This is a genomic window from Mucilaginibacter sp. (assembly GCF_041660805.1).
Classification (GTDB): domain Bacteria; phylum Bacteroidota; class Bacteroidia; order Sphingobacteriales; family Sphingobacteriaceae; genus Mucilaginibacter.
In genome coordinates this window covers 41,714-58,582 of sequence record NZ_JBAZVP010000006.1, presented here as the reverse complement: position 1 = coordinate 58,582, position 16,869 = coordinate 41,714, and the positions used below count along the sequence as shown (strand labels likewise).

Annotated in this window: 21 protein-coding genes; all 21 read left to right on the top strand. The window is 44.1% G+C overall.

The window, feature by feature from the left end:
* Window positions 1-13 precede the first annotated feature (13 nt).
* A complete protein-coding gene (locus WC743_RS10550) occupies window positions 14-1,186 on the top strand; it encodes a hypothetical protein (protein WP_373011936.1) in 1,173 nt (390 codons plus the stop codon).
* A 25-nt stretch (window positions 1,187-1,211) separates the two neighbouring features.
* Window positions 1,212-1,787, top strand: a complete 576-nt coding sequence (locus WC743_RS10545) for a GNAT family N-acetyltransferase (protein ID WP_373011935.1) — start codon at window positions 1,212-1,214, stop codon at window positions 1,785-1,787.
* Window positions 1,788-1,794: 7 nt separating this feature from the next.
* A complete protein-coding gene (locus tag WC743_RS10540) occupies window positions 1,795-2,709 on the top strand; it encodes a response regulator transcription factor (RefSeq protein ID WP_373011934.1) in 915 nt (304 codons plus the stop codon).
* A gap of 130 nt (window positions 2,710-2,839) precedes the next feature.
* Window positions 2,840-3,514, top strand: a complete 675-nt coding sequence (locus WC743_RS10535; RefSeq protein ID WP_373011933.1) for a hypothetical protein — start codon at window positions 2,840-2,842, stop codon at window positions 3,512-3,514.
* 531 nt (window positions 3,515-4,045) lie between these two features.
* Window positions 4,046-4,987 (top strand): toprim domain-containing protein, encoded by a 942-nt coding sequence (locus WC743_RS10530; protein WP_373011932.1) that lies wholly within the window; start codon window positions 4,046-4,048, stop codon window positions 4,985-4,987.
* A gap of 376 nt (window positions 4,988-5,363) precedes the next feature.
* Window positions 5,364-5,774, top strand: coding sequence for a plasmid mobilization relaxosome protein MobC (mobC, locus tag WC743_RS10525; RefSeq protein ID WP_292945151.1), 411 nt, complete (start codon window positions 5,364-5,366; stop codon window positions 5,772-5,774).
* Window positions 5,775-6,095: 321 nt separating this feature from the next.
* Window positions 6,096-7,088 (top strand): relaxase/mobilization nuclease domain-containing protein, encoded by a 993-nt coding sequence (locus WC743_RS10520; protein ID WP_373011931.1) that lies wholly within the window; start codon window positions 6,096-6,098, stop codon window positions 7,086-7,088.
* A 39-nt stretch (window positions 7,089-7,127) separates the two neighbouring features.
* On the top strand, window positions 7,128-7,754 hold the full coding sequence (locus tag WC743_RS10515) for a ParA family protein (protein WP_373011930.1): 627 nt from the start codon (window positions 7,128-7,130) through the stop codon (window positions 7,752-7,754).
* On the top strand, window positions 7,742-8,104 hold the full coding sequence (locus tag WC743_RS10510) for a hypothetical protein (protein ID WP_373011929.1): 363 nt from the start codon (window positions 7,742-7,744) through the stop codon (window positions 8,102-8,104). Before WC743_RS10515 ends, WC743_RS10510 begins: the two co-directional genes overlap by 13 nt.
* Window positions 8,101-8,517: a hypothetical protein gene (locus WC743_RS10505; protein WP_373011928.1), complete on the top strand. Its 417-nt coding sequence runs from the start codon at window positions 8,101-8,103 to the stop codon at window positions 8,515-8,517. The genes WC743_RS10510 and WC743_RS10505 overlap by 4 nt, the downstream gene beginning before the upstream one ends.
* Entirely contained in the window at window positions 8,514-8,798 is a 285-nt protein-coding gene (locus tag WC743_RS10500) for a hypothetical protein (protein WP_292945164.1), read from the top strand. Before WC743_RS10505 ends, WC743_RS10500 begins: the two co-directional genes overlap by 4 nt.
* A 3-nt stretch (window positions 8,799-8,801) precedes the next feature.
* Window positions 8,802-9,092, top strand: coding sequence for a DUF4134 family protein (locus WC743_RS10495; RefSeq protein WP_292945167.1), 291 nt, complete (start codon window positions 8,802-8,804; stop codon window positions 9,090-9,092).
* Window positions 9,093-9,317: 225 nt separating this feature from the next.
* Window positions 9,318-9,623 (top strand): DUF4134 domain-containing protein, encoded by a 306-nt coding sequence (locus tag WC743_RS10490; RefSeq protein WP_373011927.1) that lies wholly within the window; start codon window positions 9,318-9,320, stop codon window positions 9,621-9,623.
* A gap of 2 nt (window positions 9,624-9,625) precedes the next feature.
* Complete coding sequence (locus WC743_RS10485; RefSeq protein ID WP_373011926.1) at window positions 9,626-9,913, top strand: plasmid transfer protein; 288 nt, start codon at window positions 9,626-9,628, stop codon at window positions 9,911-9,913.
* Entirely contained in the window at window positions 9,891-12,314 is a 2,424-nt protein-coding gene (locus tag WC743_RS10480; RefSeq protein WP_373011924.1) for a TraG family conjugative transposon ATPase, read from the top strand. The genes WC743_RS10485 and WC743_RS10480 overlap by 23 nt, the downstream gene beginning before the upstream one ends.
* A complete protein-coding gene (locus tag WC743_RS10475; protein WP_373011923.1) occupies window positions 12,311-12,988 on the top strand; it encodes a hypothetical protein in 678 nt (225 codons plus the stop codon). The genes WC743_RS10480 and WC743_RS10475 overlap by 4 nt, the downstream gene beginning before the upstream one ends.
* Complete coding sequence (locus WC743_RS10470; RefSeq protein WP_373011922.1) at window positions 12,985-13,515, top strand: MT-A70 family methyltransferase; 531 nt, start codon at window positions 12,985-12,987, stop codon at window positions 13,513-13,515. The genes WC743_RS10475 and WC743_RS10470 overlap by 4 nt, the downstream gene beginning before the upstream one ends.
* A 4-nt stretch (window positions 13,516-13,519) precedes the next feature.
* Window positions 13,520-14,185 (top strand): hypothetical protein, encoded by a 666-nt coding sequence (locus WC743_RS10465; RefSeq protein WP_373011921.1) that lies wholly within the window; start codon window positions 13,520-13,522, stop codon window positions 14,183-14,185.
* Window positions 14,182-14,847 (top strand): hypothetical protein, encoded by a 666-nt coding sequence (locus tag WC743_RS10460; RefSeq protein ID WP_373011920.1) that lies wholly within the window; start codon window positions 14,182-14,184, stop codon window positions 14,845-14,847. The genes WC743_RS10465 and WC743_RS10460 overlap by 4 nt, the downstream gene beginning before the upstream one ends.
* A gap of 58 nt (window positions 14,848-14,905) precedes the next feature.
* Window positions 14,906-15,688, top strand: coding sequence for a hypothetical protein (locus WC743_RS10455; protein ID WP_373011919.1), 783 nt, complete (start codon window positions 14,906-14,908; stop codon window positions 15,686-15,688).
* Entirely contained in the window at window positions 15,685-16,842 is a 1,158-nt protein-coding gene (locus tag WC743_RS10450; RefSeq protein WP_373011918.1) for a plasmid transfer protein, read from the top strand. The genes WC743_RS10455 and WC743_RS10450 overlap by 4 nt, the downstream gene beginning before the upstream one ends.
* Window positions 16,843-16,869 lie beyond the last annotated feature (27 nt).

Below are 16,869 nucleotides of genomic sequence, written 5' to 3'. Positions count from 1 at the left end.
TAATCAAAGTAATATGCTAAAGGATGAAATGAAGCTATTGGCGCAAATGGCGGCTAAATATCTATTAGAGATTGAAAATGGAAGTGAGCCGTCTTTGGAAAACGAGAATGAGCAGAAAGCCCGTATAAGTACGGAATGCTTTCGGATAAAAAAAAGCTGGACTGACCTGTTGTTTAGTCCGGTTAAAGATCATGTCATGAGACGCTATATCGGGTTTCAACAACAAATCATATTGGAAACGGCAGATAGCCTGTATAAGCAGATTGAAAGCAGCAAAAAAACATCAGCGCAGGAAATTTATCCTTTACTAAAGGTCCCTGATTTTCTGCTGGAATGCCTGTTAGGATTAAAAGATTTTCAGCTTCAATATTTTACTAATTATATTGATGATGGAGGCAAATTACCTGACGCAGCTATTTCCACCGTAAGAAAGAGAATGACCGAAGCCGCAGAAAAAGTCAGCGCAACACTGCAAAATGTGGAATTGGATGTTAAATTAAGGGCTTGCATCTGCGATTATTTAGGAGACATTATTATGATGCAGCCTGATTCTCTACTTAACTACCGATCTGCCGAATACCTCATTTCTTTTACCGAAACGATAGCGGTAACGACTGATTTTACAGACAACCGTGATCTAACTCAAATTGTTACAGAAGCGCTATTCTATATGAATTTCAATCATCACAATTTTTTCCAGTGGTACCAGGAAACTATAGAAGTTAGAAAATTATCACTCCGGCCACAGGATCAGCTGCCGATGCTAATGAAACAATTGCTGGTCCTTAAATCCATGCCGGTAATGACATCCATGAGTTTCGATCCGAAGGTGCAACCGATAAATAGCCAATTGGAAAGCTGGCTAGGTGAATATATCAAGCACGAAACGGTCCATCTTGAAATGTCTGAGATTGAGCTACCAGATAAAATCGAGTTAAAGCTGACGGTAGCCCAACTGGCATTATTAATAAGACTTTTGTATGAAGAGGATGTTTTTGCTATGAAAAACATAGCCGCATTATTAAGGTTTTTTTCAAATCACTTTATGAGCAAAAAGCAAGAACATATTTCCTATGGAAGTATGAACAAATTATATTATAGTGGAGATCAATTTACCGGCTATGCAGTCCGGGAACTCTTATTAAAAATGGTCGCAAAGGTCAACAAGATGTTTTTCCCTACATAATTTAGAATAATAAAACAAATTAGATATGATTAAAGCAACAAGCAAGGAAAAATTGCTGGTCGTTCGATTACTGACACAATCTTTCATGGACAACCAAAGTGTAAATTATATCATACAGCAAGATGATTATAAAATAAAACGCCTTCGTGCGCTGGTGGAATATTCTTTTGAAATGTGTTTAAAGTTTGGCGACGTTTGGATAACTGAACAAGAAGACGGCTGCGCTTTAATTTTATACCCGCATTTAAAAAAATTCTCTCTTTTAGCGATTTGGTTAGATGTTAAACTAATCTTTCAGGCTATTGGCATCGCTGGTATTTTCAAAGCGCTGAGACGTGAAAGCCTGATCAGAAAGATCCAGCCAAAACATCCCATGGCTTATTTATGGTTTATTGGCGTTGATCCAAGGGCACAGCATGCGGGGCAAGGGAGCCTGCTTTTAGCTGATATTATCGCATCGGCGACAAAAAACGGTCTGCCTTTATTTCTGGAAACATCCACAATTAGCAATCTTGCCTGGTATAAAAAATTCGCTTTCGAGATTTATGACCAATTGGATTTAGGTTACACGCTGTATTTTCTTAAGCGAACAATCGACTAATATTGACATGCTGGTATTCGGGACGCAAATTCATATTGTTACTTTCCTATTTATCGTCCTGGAAACGGGCATGTTCCTTTTTCAATTGTTTTATTATCTGTTCCGTCCGCAGGACGAGCAGCGCAAATGGTACTTGATCCTGCTGTTCCTCATGCTGTTTTATAATATCACAGGCGGATTGTTCCCTGACCCTAACATCGGTTTTCCGGTCAGCGTACAGCTCATGGTAGCTTACGGCAGTGGGTTCCTGATGGCCTCTTATTTCCCTTTTTACTTTTACAAGGCCTTTGCATTGCCTTCCCTTCGCTGGCATGCTTATTTTGGAGTACCCCTGTTTCTTTTTTTGCCTTATATTATTTTTTTTATCGTTGACTTCGCCATAAAAGGCCATCTCAACCTAAAATATGGGATGATCGTACCTTTCATTTATGCCATGGTTCTGCTATATGTCATGTTTCGCGCGATCAGGCGTAAACACAAGCAGGAACGCAACGCGCATCAATACCTGGAGGAAATAGCTATGTATTGCGCCATAACACCCTGGGCGTCGTTATCGTTTTTTGGGCTGGTCGAAAGCAGTCAATTGGTAGAAGTCGTGTGTACCAATACAGGAATAATCGGTATAACCATCCTTGTTATCTGGCGTTCCATTAAAAATGCCCGTCTGGAGTATACTCGTTTGTTGGAACTGGCAAGGGTTGGTGAGGGCACACAAGTCTTTGAGGAAATGTGCCGCTATTATAAATTGACCAGCCGGGAGATCGAGATTGTGCTGCTCGTTCGTCAGGGATTAACCTACAAAGAGATTTCAACCAAGCTCTTCATCGCAGGCAAAACTGTTGAAAACCATATCCAGCACATCTTCGAAAAGACAGAGGCTAATAACAAGATTGCCCTGCTGCATAAGCTATTTAATGCCTGATATTTTAGTATAGTGGTTTCTACTTATTATGTCAAATGAGGGAATTTACCTATTGTTAGTCAGCCCCTTTTCTGCCCAAATTTGCGGAACAAATAATAATTTTTGCAATGAGCTAGAATGGAGCGTGGTTATGGAAAAGGCATTATTCACAAATAAATACCCATATGCGTGGTTAGACGAGATCGTCGATTTTACCCTCAACCCGCAGCAAACTGATGTTGCTGCTATACAGGTCCAGCAATTGACTACGATTGAATTGCGATTCCGGGAAGACCTCCAGGAAGTGTTTCGTCAGTTAAAAGCGGGCACATTTTTCCTATTATCTTCCAGAAAATTAAACGTTGTTGTCAACCATTATTATGATGCGCTCCTTTTACTGGAACGCCAGGCCATGGTAAACCTCGCCGCCTATCCGGACGATCAGCCCTTAACGGTTACCGGCGAAAATATCCTGATGGCTATACAGGATTTGAAAGCTGCCATTATCAAGCGCTTTGGCTTGATTGTTACCGGCGATGGAAAAGATAGCCCTGCCGCTGAGGGAAATGTGCTCACTAAAATATTCTGTAAGCTGAGCGTCGACCAGATCGGCATCATTTTAAAAGCTGCCGACGACACCCGGCTGATTATTGCAAGCTCGCTAAGTCTGATCTTCCGTTCAATTGTTCCCTTTCTCTCCACCGAAAAATCCAAACGTATCTCCTGGAACAGCATGCGAAAAAGCACCTACCATATGGAACAGCATGATAAAGAAGTTGCCATCGAAGCCCTTGAAAAATTAATTGCCACAATCAAGGGGTATTAATTAACCACTACATCGACAGGAAAGGTCAACGGGAAATCGCTGGCCTTTTTTTTATAAAATATACATTGGTAAATATCTAATTATCAATAGGGCGCAAGGGGTGCAACAGGGGTGCAATAAAAAGTTGAACTTTTTGGCCATCCCAAAACGCTGTTGTTTTGCTCTCACCAAATCATTGATACTACAATCAAAATGAGATGGCAACGGACGTTATTTGACATACAGGAATGAAACATTATCCGGCCAACAACCGGAAATTTCGCGAAGGTGAGCGTAAAGCCGCAATACCCGAAAGCGCGAAGGCAGGCGAGGGCCCGGATCGTAGGATCCGACGCGAGTAATTCCGACTCTTTATATATACCGGCAGAAATGAATTATCGGGATCGATACCCGCTGCCGGTACTCAGAAAAATATTCCTGGACTATTTTCATAATTTTTTTGTATTCGTCTTTTATTTTTTGCCGGCAAGTATGACTTTTCTAAAGCACCGCTTACCTCCGGCTACTTTTTTTACTTCAAAATAATCATTTATGGCTAATTTATTAACAGCGAAAGAGCTCAAAGAGCAGGCCTCCCTGGTTGACCTGCTAAGCCGTTTGGGCTACCAGCCCGTTCCCAAACGCGGACGGGAAAAAATGTACATCAGCATGCTTAGGGACACCGATACCCTGCCATCTTTTAGTGTGAATGATGACCTGGGCGTATGGTTTGATCATGGCGCAGGGAAAGGCGGCAACATCATTGATTTTGGCCTGGCCTACTGGAAAAACCTTGGTTTTAACGAGGTCATTAAAAAGATACAGCAGGTTTGTTCACTGGACAAGGTTCAGCATAGAGTGCCACGTCCTCGAAAACCCATGAAAGTTCATCATGTCGTCGAACGGGTAAAACCTCTAGGTGTTCATCCGGCCATAACAGATTACCTTAAAAGCCGTGGTGTTTACGATGTAGCAAAATTCTACCTAAGCGAAGTATATTACTATATCGAAGATGATAGTGATGTCCGCAAGCATTATTTCGCAGCGGGCTGGCTTAACGAAAATAACTCATGGGAAGTACGGAACCGTTACTTTAAAGGGTGCATGGGCCACAAAGGAATAACCATTATACCCGGTCACCCCAAAAAAGCAGCTATTTTTGAAGGTTTTATAGATTTCCTAAGCTGGCGTTTTGAAAACCAGGACGCTGACCACAGCATTATTGTGCTTAACACCTTAACTTTATTACACCAAGGAATCGTCAGGGCAAAAGCCTTTTCATCGCTTGATATCTATTTTGACCGGGATAAGGCGGGTAAGGCGGCCAGCCGTGATTTTATCAAAGCACTACCCTATGCGACTGACCGTTCGGCGATTTATGAGGGCTTTAACGATTATAACGATAAGATCAAGGCACAGCTAAAAGTGCCTGAGATGCTGCAAAAAACTCAAGTAGATTTCTTTGCAAACGTTAGAATTCCCTTTGAAAGGTAGGGTTCATGAGTTTAACGCTTGTTCAATACCGAATATTGTAATTGAGGGCGACAGCCTGGAGGTCATGGCTTAGTTTCCTGATACTCCATCATCTGATATTATGTGACCTACCATATGGCACAACTATTAATCCCAGGGATGTCTCGATTAATTTTGATCGTTTAGGGCAACATTACCGGAGCATCATCAAATCTAACGATGTCATCGTATTACTGACCGCGACAGAGCCACCCAATCTACGGTTTCATGGTTGAATCACCAATTTGCTTATGGATAATTCCGTTGCTTTTGCAACGGCAAGATGTCTTTTTGTTTCACAAAAAGTCTCTTGCCCTTCCAGGGGGGAGATAAAAAAACTTCGCAACTCGTTTTTACTATGGCTGACTTAAAGAAGCTGAATGGGCGACCGAAATTAAAGGAGGGTAAAAGAACTAAGTTCATTAACGTCAGGTTTACAGAAGAAGAGTATATGGAAATAGCTGGTCTTGAAAAAGCACTGGCCCTTTCTAAAACAGACCTGATCAGGATGCGTATTTTATCCGATGCAAAAAAAACCGTGATCAATTCCCGGGAGCTTATCAAATACATTGATAGCGCGGGTGCCGAAATGGCCCGGATTGGTAATAATATCAACCAGTTAGCCAAACATGCGAACACACTTAGATTGCAAGGTGCATTAAATCCGGCGATCATTACCCAATTCAATCAACTGTTTGACGAGTACATCCAGGTTCAGCAAAAATTTGAGGTTTCACTTCGGAAAATAATCAGGGCAATGGGCCTTTGACCCTTGCCATTCTGACGGTAAGACGATTGTCGACTTGATGCCAGGCAGATCGCGGGATTAGCAGATCGTGAGATCTGTGGATTAGCAGATTAGGAGATTGTAAGATTACCTCTCGTGAGATCGCTTGATCGCAAGATTTAGTGATTAGTAGATCGGTAGATTTTCAGATTCGTAGACTATTGGATTAGTCGATCTAAGTAGATGCGGATCGGTTGCTATCGGGATCACCCGCTACCAGGATCCCCTGATTAATAACTTTAAGGATCTGCTGATTTGCAGGTAAAAGGATCGGTAGGTAGTTTTTTTATTGTACTATAATCCATGATAGCGCACATTCTTGAAAAACCTTCCAGGACATTTGCAGGTGTAAAGTACAATACAAATAAAGTTGACCGGAATACAGGCGAGCTAATGCTGATCGCCAACTTTGGCGCTACCCAGGCACTCCATAATCCACGCCCTCAGGACCTGGTAAACTATCTGCTGATGGTTTCAGCACAAAATAAAGGCATCAAAAATACGCAGTTCCATGCCGTCATTTCGGCTGCCGGCCGTAATTACAGTAAACAGGAACTCACAAAAGCCGCGGTCATGTGGATGAAAGAAATGAAATATGGTGACCAGCCATATCTTATTGTCTTTCATAAAGACACAGATAATAACCACGTTCATATTGTGAGTTCGCGCGTGGGTAAGGACGGAAAACAGATCGACCGGGATTACGAACAGATACGGGCTGTCCGGAATATCAACAAGGTATTGGGCTACGATTTCGCCCTTCAATACCGGTTTAGTACAAAAGCACAATTCTATCTGATCCTGGAAAATCAGGGTTTTCTTGGCCGGGATTACCTGGACGAGCAAAAGCTTCAAAAGGGCATACAATCCTATAAGCCCGACAAAGCAAGAATAGCTGACCTCAAAGCATTGTTTAATAATCACAAAAGTAACGCTGACTTTGTCGGGCAGATGAAATCGCTTTACGGGCTTGATCTTGTATTTCACTCACCTGAAGGAAAAGTGCCCTACGGCTATACGGTCATCGACCATAGCACCAAACAGGTTTTTAAAGGAAGTGAAATACTCCATCTTAAAATGCTGTTGAACGACAAAATCAACATTGAACAATTAAATTATCCGCCAACAATTGACCTGCATGATTATTTAAACGAGAATGCCATAACCTATTATTCTGAATATTCCCCGGAGCCGATTCACATTCAACCTATTATGATTGCCGACGATGTAGATGATCAGCAAGTGCTTGGCATGAAGCGCCGGAGACAAAAGAAGGCCCGGACCAATACCCGTTAAGCGGTTAGGCCATAAAAATTATTACTCCATTGAAAACTTATGATCTGTTTATTCGGCAATCAAAAAGGCGGCGTAGGAAAAAGTACGCTTACTGTCTTATCAGGAAACTACCTGAGCCTGGCTAAAGACTGGCCGGTTACTATTATAGATATGGACTATCAACAATCCATATCGCAGAAATTTGAAAAGGCAAAGGTGTTGGAAAACGAGGAGCCGTATGATGTGTTACCGGCTAACCTGGAAAGCTTTCCCCCTTTAATTCCTGTTCTGACAAAAAATAAGAAAGACGCAATTTTAATAGATCTGCCCGGCAAGCTGGACGATGACGGCCTGATACCGGTTTTTAAATCCGCTGATCTGGTCATCTGCCCCTTTGCTTATGATGAGTTCACCTTTGAGTCAACAGTGCTTTTCTCAGTCGTCCTTAAAAAGGTTAATCCCAATGTAGAGGTGGTGTTTATTCCAAACCGCATCAAAGCCAATGTAAAGTTTGAGATTATGAGCGAGGTGAACGAACAGCTCTCCAAATTCGGCAAGATCACTAAGGCCATTCCGGATCGTATCGATTTTCAAAGGATTACCACCTTCCAGACGCCGCTGTCCCTCTATGGGATTATCACTCCTGTTTTTGAAGACATATTTGCCGATCGCCTATGGAAAAAATGAAATCATTAGCCGACCAGTTGCGTGAGCAAATGGTTAAGCCCAGTGAAAAACAAGAAGGCAGTAAACCGAAAAGTACCGGAAAAAAAGCTGTCAAAACTGAAAAGCTGCTGAAGAATAATTCGGAGGGTGCGCCAATACTTCAGGTGCTGACCGAATACGATAATAGCGACCATAAAACGATGGTACATTTTCGGTTTGATCAGCAAACGGTAGATTTCCTGAACCAGTTTAAAATAGCAACTGGTGTGGACGCTACCAAATTCGTTGCTTATGCCGTCAGGCAGTTTATCGGGGCGCATCCCGAATTAAAAACGATCATTAAACAATTTATTCAAAAATCATACTTATGACACGATTGAAATTTTTACTCGGATTGTTTTGTACCTACGCAGCCTATTACACAATAGTCGTCCTTTGTGACCGCAGACAACAAAAGCAACCGGCGGCGAAATCGAACGAAGAGCCGCCTGCAAGTGATCAGCCCTCCCCTGTAGAACTGGCTATAGAAAGAAAAAGTGGGACGGGTACGGTTCTCAAACATAATACTATAGCCAGATCGTTGTATGCCTATGATAACAGTAATCATACCCAAATGGTGCACGTTCGGTTTGATCCGCAGACAGTGGATTTGCTGAACAAGTTTAAAGTGGCTACGGGTACTGATATTACCAAATTTGTCGCATTCGCGGTTAAATACCTGTTTGAGTCCAATCCCGAACTCAAAACCATCATCAAACAATACTTACAAAATACAACACTATGACCTGGATTAAATTCGCTCTTTGGATGCTTGGCATCTATACCAGCTATTACGCGGCCCTGATATTCTGGGATTTTCTGCGTTCAAACCGCGGTGGAACCGCCAACGATAAACATGAACTTACTTTTGTCGAGGATATCCACCCTGTAAAATCACTTGTGGAAGAAATAACAGGTTCCGGTAAGGAATCTTCTATTGCTTTTTCCGGTGGTGTGAGCCTTAAACAGCTTTTCAATCTCGCCCGAGAGGAATCGGTCGAGTACATCAAATCCGTTAGCTTCTAATGAATGAAATTTTTCCTGTTAGCATGTTGCTGTTTTTTCAAAGCAGCGGCATTCGCTCAACCCGGCATCGCAGAGATGCAGCAGGCTAAACAAGATCTATCATCATCCTTTTTTTCTGCCGTTGATTTTTGTTTGGTCCTCGCCTGTTTATTCGGCCTGTTAGGCGGGCTCAGAATTTACCATAACTGGCAGATGGGTAAGGACCGGATAGATTCGGCCGTTGCCGCCTGGTTTTTTGCATCTTTCTTTATGATCCTGTCGGGTCCTTTTTTGCGGGCATTGTTCGGAATTTGAATGCCTGTTTTTCCAAATGCTTCATCCCGCGAAGCACTAAAAGATTCCTGTCCTTAATTCTTCAATTTTAAATCCTTCTTGGATTTAATCGGCAGCCTTTATTCTGCCATCTCTTGGGTGAAATAACCGGGGCGTTGTTCGTGATCTGAACGCTCTTTTTAGCATAACCGGCCTGCTTCCCCGCTGGCTCTAAAAGATCTCCGCCTTTATTTTTTCTCCACTTAAATGTTTTCAAAAACAAAAAAGTTATGGGCTTCAGCCGTATTGCTGGCCCTGTCCATTCCCGTGTTCGCACAAAGCGGTGTTAACGGACTGAACACTGCAACAACTACCCTTAAAACCTACGTAGCCCCCGTAACCAATATTACTTTGGTGATCGGCGGTATCGTTGGTATCGTTGGTGCCATCCGCGTTTATTCCAAGTGGAATTCGGGTGACCAGGATATCAACAAAGAGTTGATGGGATGGGGTGGCAGTTGTGTCTTCCTCGTGGTTTCTGCTTTGGTGATCAAAGCTTTCTTCGGCTTGTAATCATGGCCAGGAAGTATCCTGTTTATAAGGGGCTGCAACGGCCCCTTATATTCAAGGGCTTCAAAGGCAAGTTCATTTATTGGGGAATCGCCTCCCTGCTAACCGGGCTTGTTTTTGGGGCTTTAACCATGTCACTGGTCAATATGTGGCTCGGCGCCATGGTACTGATCGGGTTTGTTGTCGGCGGACTACTCTTTACCGCCAGCAAACAAAAAGGCGGCCTTCATTCCAAAAGCCGTACCTCAAACACTTACATCCTTAATCATTATGGCCGTAAAAAGCTTGTTTAACATCCCCTATGCGGGGGTGGATAAAGGCGGGGAATACGATTTGCTCATTGGCCTTAACGGCGAATGTTCTGTTGTCATCCAACTGGTAAACCCCGTTATCCGTTACTCCGCTTATCCGGCAGGTTACGAGGAATTTCACCACCTGCTTATTAATTTCGTCAAAATATTAGGCGATGGTTACCTGCTGCAAAAGCAGGATATCATCAGCCGGTCTCCTTATAAAGGCCCGCCTGCCACGGAATACCTGCAAAAACAGTACAACGCTCATTTTAACGGGCGGGAATGTATGCAGGTCGCCACTTATTTAACCATCACGCGCCAAGTAAAAAAAGGCGCGTTTTATGTTTATGATGGCCGTGTACTGCGGGACTTCAGGCAGGCCATTGGAAAAGTACTGGATGTGCTGCCCTCCGCCAATGCGCTCAACGAAGGGCAATTAAACCAATTGGTTTTGCAGGTGCTGAGCATGGACTTTGGCAGCCCCAATATTGTCCTTGATAATCTTGCCCCCTCGGAAACGGAGATCAGGATGGGCGAAAGATCGGTCCGCTGCATCAGCCTGGTTAACATTGACAGCATTGATCTGCCGCCCGATGTATCATCTCATATTGAATTAAACGATAAGGAAAGCATGCGCGGCTTTCCCGTGGATTTCATGTCTTTTCTCTTTAAGGTGCCCGGTGTGGATGTGATCGTTTATAACCAGGTTATCGAAATACCAAACCAGGTAACGACCCTCCGTAAGCTGGAGCAAAAAAAGAAAAGACATGCCGGTATACCCGATCCCGCCAATCAATTATGCGTGGAGGATATCGACCTGCTGCTGAATGATGTCGCCCGCGAAAGCCAATTGCTGGTCAATTGCCATTTTAATATCCTGGTGGCCGCACCGATTACTGCCATTCAAAAGGCGGTAAATTTCATTGAAAGTTCTCTTTTTCAATTAGGGATCATCCCCAGCAAAAATGCCTATAACCAGCTAGAACTATTTCGCACCGCGCTGCCGGGAAACAGCGTAGAGTTAAAGGAATATGATTGGTTTCTTACCACCTGCGATGCAGCCGTTTGCTTTTTCTTTAAGGAATCACTGCCGAGGGATGAACCTTCTGATTTCCTGTTAAGGTTTACAGACCGCCAGGGTATCCCCGTAGGGATGGACCCAGCCGATCTGCCCATGCGTACTGGACGCATCAACAACCGCAACAAATTTGTACTTGGGCCGAGCGGTTCCGGCAAAAGCTTCTTTATGAATGCCCTTATAGAGCAGTACATGCTCTATAATATGGATATGGTCATCGTGGATACCGGCCACTCTTACTCGGGCTTGTGTGCCTATTATAAAGGGAAATATATCACCTATACAGATAAAAACCCAATAACCATGAACCCGTTTCGTATCACCGAGGCGGAATACAACATAGAAAAGAAAGATTTTCTCTGTACCCTGATCGGGGTAACCTGGAAAGGAGCAGAAGGAAATTTAAGCCCGGTGGAACGCGATGTGATCGCCAACGTGATATCAGCTTATTACAGCCAGTTCTTTACTGATAATGGCGATTTAAGCTTCAATACCTTTTATGACTTCGCCTTAACAAAGGTCCCTGAAATCAAAACCGAAGAAAAGATCGTTTTTGATTTTGACGAGTTTAAATATGTCCTTAAAAAGTTTTACAAAGGCGGCGAGTTTGCCCGGTTACTGAATGAGGACACCGATAAATCACTGTTTACCGAGCGATTCATTGTATATGAAATTGATTCGATCAAGGAGAACAAGACCCTCTTTCCACTCGTCACGTTATCGATTATGGATGTGTTCATCCAGAAAATGCGGTACCGGTCGAACAGGCGCAAAGCTTTGGTGGTCGAAGAAGCATGGAAGGCCATCGCCAGCCCGCTTATGGCAGGCTACCTCCTGTACCTCTATAAAACTGTCCGGAAATTTTGGGGCGAGGCCATTGTCGTTACCCAGGAACTTGGGGACATTATCGGAAATGCGGTAGTAAAGGATAGTATCATCAATAATTCCGATACCATCTGCCTGCTGGACCAAACGAAGTTCAAGGATAATTACAATGATATCGCTGCCTTGCTTTCTATCAATGAAACCGAAAGGCGGAAGATATTTACCATTAACCAGCTTGACAATACAGAAAATCGTGGCCGGTTTAAAGAAGTCTATATCCGGCGTGGCGCTGTCGGGGAGGTTTACGGCGTAGAAGTGTCCTTGCAGCAATACCTGACCTATACGACAGAAAAACCGGAAAAGTCAGCCGTGGAAAGCTACACCAGCCGATTCGGCTCTTATCCTGATGGCCTTGATGCCTTTATCAGCGATTTCAAAGAAAGCGGGAAATCTTTACCTGCTTTCATCTCACAGGTTAACCAAAAACAGCAGCCATGAAAATTAACCTTTTTAAAAAATCAATATTAGCTATTATCCTTTGCCTGGGTATTTGCAATGCCTATGCGCAGACCCTGACGATTGACCCTGCCGTATCCGCTGCCATCGCCGTAAATGCGGGTGTGATCAACGGGCAGCTGAATACGACCAATAACAAACTTGACCTCATCCAGAAAGGCCAGCTGGCCGTAACCGGTCAGTTGGTGATCGTTAACGACCTGCAAAATAGGATCTATCAGGGGCTGAGCCAGGTAGCCTCGGTCATTAATAACCTGGCCACTATTAAAGAGATCGCTGAATGCGGTACTGACATTATTAAGGATGTGGAGTCCTCTGTCATGTTGGCGAAATCCGACCCGGTTTTATTGCTTTTTGCCGAACAGGGTGCCCGTGATTTTAAAGCGCGGGCAACCATCCTTGCTGCAGATGTCAGCGCCTTTGTTCTTAAAGGTGGCAATAATCTGATGGATTCCGGCGAGCGCGGCAAAATGCTTAACCACATCGCTGATGAAATGCGCATCCTGCGCGGTATCGCCTATGGTATGGACAGGGCCATGTACTGGGCTAAGATCAACGGCATATTTCGGTCATTGAACCCCTGGTCGGAATGGCAGAACCAGGATGTGCGGATCGCCAATGACGTATTATCCAACGCTAAATACCTTAAACCATGAATTTCGATCTCATCATGGTTTGCCCGCCATGGAAACATTTTAATCGTTTCAGAACACGGAGTATCATCCTTCCCGATAACATACCTCCGAAATTGAACAGATCTATTAAGGCCTTTGAATTCATTCAGCAAATACTCAGGAATTCCACACGGGGAGATCATTTAGTCTTTGTTTGGGTGCCGGGGAAATTCACTTCGGACTACAGGGAGTATATGGCCCGCCAGGGTTATACTTCCCATGGCTCATTTATGTGGGTAAGGCCGAAATGGAAAATGGGCAGCGATAAAAAGACCGTTGAATTCCTCCAGGTCTATCATAAAGGGAATATGCCAAAACTGTCTGATCATTATACCAAAATGGCGGATTCACATTTCCCCGGAACGGTCAGGTCCCGGTCTGAAAAGCCTGAAAGCGCCTACGAACTATTGGAGGAGGAATTTCCCTGGGCAAGCAAGCTTCAGGTTTACGGATATACCGACAGGCCCGGCTGGACGGTATTTCATCAAAATGATGAAAAAATCAAATAATATCATGAAGACTGTAAAGCTATTAATTACCCTATTGCTTATAGGTGCAACAACCTCCTTTGCGCAGCATAAAATACTGAACATTCCCGCCCTGCACCAGTTAGTTGATGAATCTGAATCCGAAAACAAACTGCAGGTAAAGGCCAAAAATCAACAGGCGATTGCTACTGCAAATGAGCAGGCCAACCTTACCTTATTAACGAAAACGAAAAACATGTACCGCACTTTGCAACAGCGGTATAATACACTCGGCACCGCAATAAATATCGCGGACATCGGTATTTATGCAACACCAATGGTAAGCCGCATCATTAACAACCAGGCGCAGATCATCCGCTTAGTTCAGCAAAACCCTGCTTTAATTGCTATCGGTTATCAATCGGCCCTTCAATTTACCAGCCAGGCAAGGAGCCTGGTTGCCTACGTGACCGGGCTCACCCTGGCGCTTGGCGATGTAAACCAAATGAAAGCTGCCGACCGAAAGATGCTCTTTGATTATGTGATCGCCGAACTAAGCAATATCCAGGACTTGTCAGGCAATATGCTCAATATGATGCAGTATTCCAGTATCGCCTCCCTGTTAAGGGCCGCAAACCCTTTTCAGAATTTCATTGACGCCGATAAGTCTATTGGCCGCGAGATCATTCAAAATGCCAAATACCTGAAATGAAAAACTTATGTATAACCGGCTTGCTGCTTCTGTGTTTTCAATGGGTACAGGCCCAGGAATACGTGATCGACTATCAGCACCTTGTTGCAGTTACCCAAAATGCATCGGTCAGAAGTGGCGCAGAGGTTACCCATGACCAGTATCTCGGAAAGATCAATAATAATATCAACGATCTGAATACCAATGTTGGTTCCGTAGTACTGGCCCAAACCATGATCTATCAAGGGCTTTCCAATGTTAATTCCGCTTTAAAGGATGGACTTGCCGTTAAAAACATTGCAGTGATCATTGCTGATATGACCGGTTATATCAACCAGGCATTGGCAATGGCAAGAAGCGAACCCTATCTGTTGGTATTTGCCGGGAACATGGCCGCTGAAATGCGAACGAGGTCTTTGGCTTTGGTGACGGATGTTTCGGGTTATGTGCTCAAGGAGGGCAATAACGTACTCGCCGACTATAACGCCCGTGACCAGTTATTACGCAAGGTGATCACCCAGCTGCAAATATTGGATGGCTTAGCCTATGGTACCTGGAAAGCCATGTATTGGGCAAAGGAACGGGGTGTTATAGCTTCTTTAAATCCATTTGCCAATTTCATCAGTCAGGATATCCGGATCGTTGATCAGATCATTCAAAACGCAAAATACTTAAGGCAATAATTATCCATTCGGGATAGCCGGATGAATTCCTGAGTACGATTTAAAATCATAAAGAATCATGAAAAACTTCTTAATACCATTACCATTTATACTTTTTTCCCTGATACAGCATTGTTCCGGGCAGGTGCCCGCGCAGGATAAGGCCGTTCGCTACCAGCAGGAACGCATGGTTTACCTGCAATGGGACAAAAATAAATTTGAACCTAAGGCAGGCTTTCTCAGTCTCAACCCATATTACTGGCTGACCTGGGGCTTGTTTCATCCGAGTTATCATAAAAAGGATTTGCGTCCCCTCAGTGCTACCGGCCCGCAAACCCAGCGCCTGGCATTGGTCGGGGTCATGAATACCACGGATAATAAATATAAACTTCAATCCGATACTGTGCGGAATACGGCCTTATCTGAAATTGCCAATCAAACCGGCCTTGTTTCGGATGTCGATCCCTTATGGCAATTGTACTACAAAAATGAATTGAAACCTGTGCTGAATAATTCAATGGCTTCCATTTTAGCCGGCCTTTCCCCGCAGGTCAGTACTAAATTGGTTGCTGAAGGTTTATATGGCTGGTACAAAAATGAACTGGATATGCTGAAAGAACGGGTCGATGCCGCACATTCAACCACTATGGATCGTGGCGCACGCATCCTGGCTTATCACCGGTACCTGATGGAATACCGCAGGCTTGCCGGCGTCTGGGCCATTCGTACTTCATCCGCGCAAACCACCATAAATATGGCCGCACAGCAGCAAAAGCTACAAGCTGGTCAGGTGGTAGTCAGCAACTGGACGCCGCAAACGGACATCCAGATCGCCAAACAAGTTTTACAACACCTGCAATGAAAAAGAAATTATCCTTAGCTATTCTGCTCTGTCTCTGTACAACAATTTTGTTCGCCCAATCCAACCCAAATCCGGATAATACCAAAACACTGCAATTCCTACAGGGTGACGGAGTTTACGAGGCCGGTGTCATGGTGTTTTTAAAAGGCCTGAAAGATTCCATATGGACACATTTTGACCTCTTTATTACCGATGCTAAAGCGCTTGCCGCTATTTTTATGATCATTTTTTTTGCGATCAAGTCCTATGAAATGATGGTTGGTGACAAGCAATTGGAGATCATGCCATTAATGCGGCCCTTTGGTTTGGCCATGGTAATTTTGTGGTGGGGCCCATTCGTTAAAATGATCGCCTTCCCAACCGATTTGGTAACCAATCAAACGGAGCAGATGTTTAACAGTGAACAGACGATCGTCAATAACTTAAGGTTAAACCGCTCCAGCCTGATGCTGGCCGTTGCCAACTCGCTTTATACTTACCAGGCACAAACGGAGGTGGCGGAAAAGGAAAGCGATACCTGGTACGGACAAGCATGGGATTCCGTAACCAGCACGGTAAAAGAAGGTATCAGCAGCGTGGTCTCACCCTTATTGGAATTAAAGAACCGGCTTACTGTGGGAATGCAATTGCTCTTTACGCAATTGCTGGAATTGCTGGGGATATGGATCTTGCGTTTGGCAGTTTATATCATCTTTATGATACAAATTATTTACTCCTCTATCCTGATTATTCTGGGCCCTTTTGCAGTCGCCGTAAGCATCCTGCCGGCCTTCCGCGATAGTTTCAGCACCTGGATCGCCCGTTTTATTTCTGTCAACTTATACAGCGGCATCGGCTATCTGATCATGTACCTGACGGGCCTGATGCAGGAATATGCACTGACCTCGGAGATCAGTAAATACAAAGAGCTTGTGGGCGAAAACGGGATGAGTGCCAACCTGGAAAAAATGGCATGGTTTGCCGGAAACGGCATCCTTTCATTTGGAACGGTGATCATTGTTTTCCTGATCGGCGCAATTTGTATGTTCACCGTTCCCAGTATCTCAACGTGGATCATCTCCACCTCCGGTATCAGTTCGGCCACCTCTACTTTTGGCCGTAGTGCCGGAACCGTTGCGAGTATGGCCCGCAAGGCCACGGGCAGTTTCTTCTAAGATCTTCTTGTTTTCCTTTTCCCTTTA

Coding starts and splice junctions, on each gene's coding strand:
- WC743_RS10550 (WP_373011936.1), top strand. CDS start 14: ATGCTAAAGGATGAAATGAAGCTATTGGCGCAAATGGCGGCTAAATAT.
- WC743_RS10545 (WP_373011935.1), top strand. CDS start 1,212: ATGATTAAAGCAACAAGCAAGGAAAAATTGCTGGTCGTTCGATTACTG.
- WC743_RS10540 (WP_373011934.1), top strand. CDS start 1,795: ATGCTGGTATTCGGGACGCAAATTCATATTGTTACTTTCCTATTTATC.
- WC743_RS10535 (WP_373011933.1), top strand. CDS start 2,840: ATGGAAAAGGCATTATTCACAAATAAATACCCATATGCGTGGTTAGAC.
- WC743_RS10530 (WP_373011932.1), top strand. CDS start 4,046: ATGGCTAATTTATTAACAGCGAAAGAGCTCAAAGAGCAGGCCTCCCTG.
- mobC (WP_292945151.1), top strand. CDS start 5,364: ATGGCTGACTTAAAGAAGCTGAATGGGCGACCGAAATTAAAGGAGGGT.
- WC743_RS10520 (WP_373011931.1), top strand. CDS start 6,096: ATGATAGCGCACATTCTTGAAAAACCTTCCAGGACATTTGCAGGTGTA.
- WC743_RS10515 (WP_373011930.1), top strand. CDS start 7,128: ATGATCTGTTTATTCGGCAATCAAAAAGGCGGCGTAGGAAAAAGTACG.
- WC743_RS10510 (WP_373011929.1), top strand. CDS start 7,742: ATGGAAAAAATGAAATCATTAGCCGACCAGTTGCGTGAGCAAATGGTT.
- WC743_RS10505 (WP_373011928.1), top strand. CDS start 8,101: ATGACACGATTGAAATTTTTACTCGGATTGTTTTGTACCTACGCAGCC.
- WC743_RS10500 (WP_292945164.1), top strand. CDS start 8,514: ATGACCTGGATTAAATTCGCTCTTTGGATGCTTGGCATCTATACCAGC.
- WC743_RS10495 (WP_292945167.1), top strand. CDS start 8,802: ATGAAATTTTTCCTGTTAGCATGTTGCTGTTTTTTCAAAGCAGCGGCA.
- WC743_RS10490 (WP_373011927.1), top strand. CDS start 9,318: ATGTTTTCAAAAACAAAAAAGTTATGGGCTTCAGCCGTATTGCTGGCC.
- WC743_RS10485 (WP_373011926.1), top strand. CDS start 9,626: ATGGCCAGGAAGTATCCTGTTTATAAGGGGCTGCAACGGCCCCTTATA.
- WC743_RS10480 (WP_373011924.1), top strand. CDS start 9,891: ATGGCCGTAAAAAGCTTGTTTAACATCCCCTATGCGGGGGTGGATAAA.
- WC743_RS10475 (WP_373011923.1), top strand. CDS start 12,311: ATGAAAATTAACCTTTTTAAAAAATCAATATTAGCTATTATCCTTTGC.
- WC743_RS10470 (WP_373011922.1), top strand. CDS start 12,985: ATGAATTTCGATCTCATCATGGTTTGCCCGCCATGGAAACATTTTAAT.
- WC743_RS10465 (WP_373011921.1), top strand. CDS start 13,520: ATGAAGACTGTAAAGCTATTAATTACCCTATTGCTTATAGGTGCAACA.
- WC743_RS10460 (WP_373011920.1), top strand. CDS start 14,182: ATGAAAAACTTATGTATAACCGGCTTGCTGCTTCTGTGTTTTCAATGG.
- WC743_RS10455 (WP_373011919.1), top strand. CDS start 14,906: ATGAAAAACTTCTTAATACCATTACCATTTATACTTTTTTCCCTGATA.
- WC743_RS10450 (WP_373011918.1), top strand. CDS start 15,685: ATGAAAAAGAAATTATCCTTAGCTATTCTGCTCTGTCTCTGTACAACA.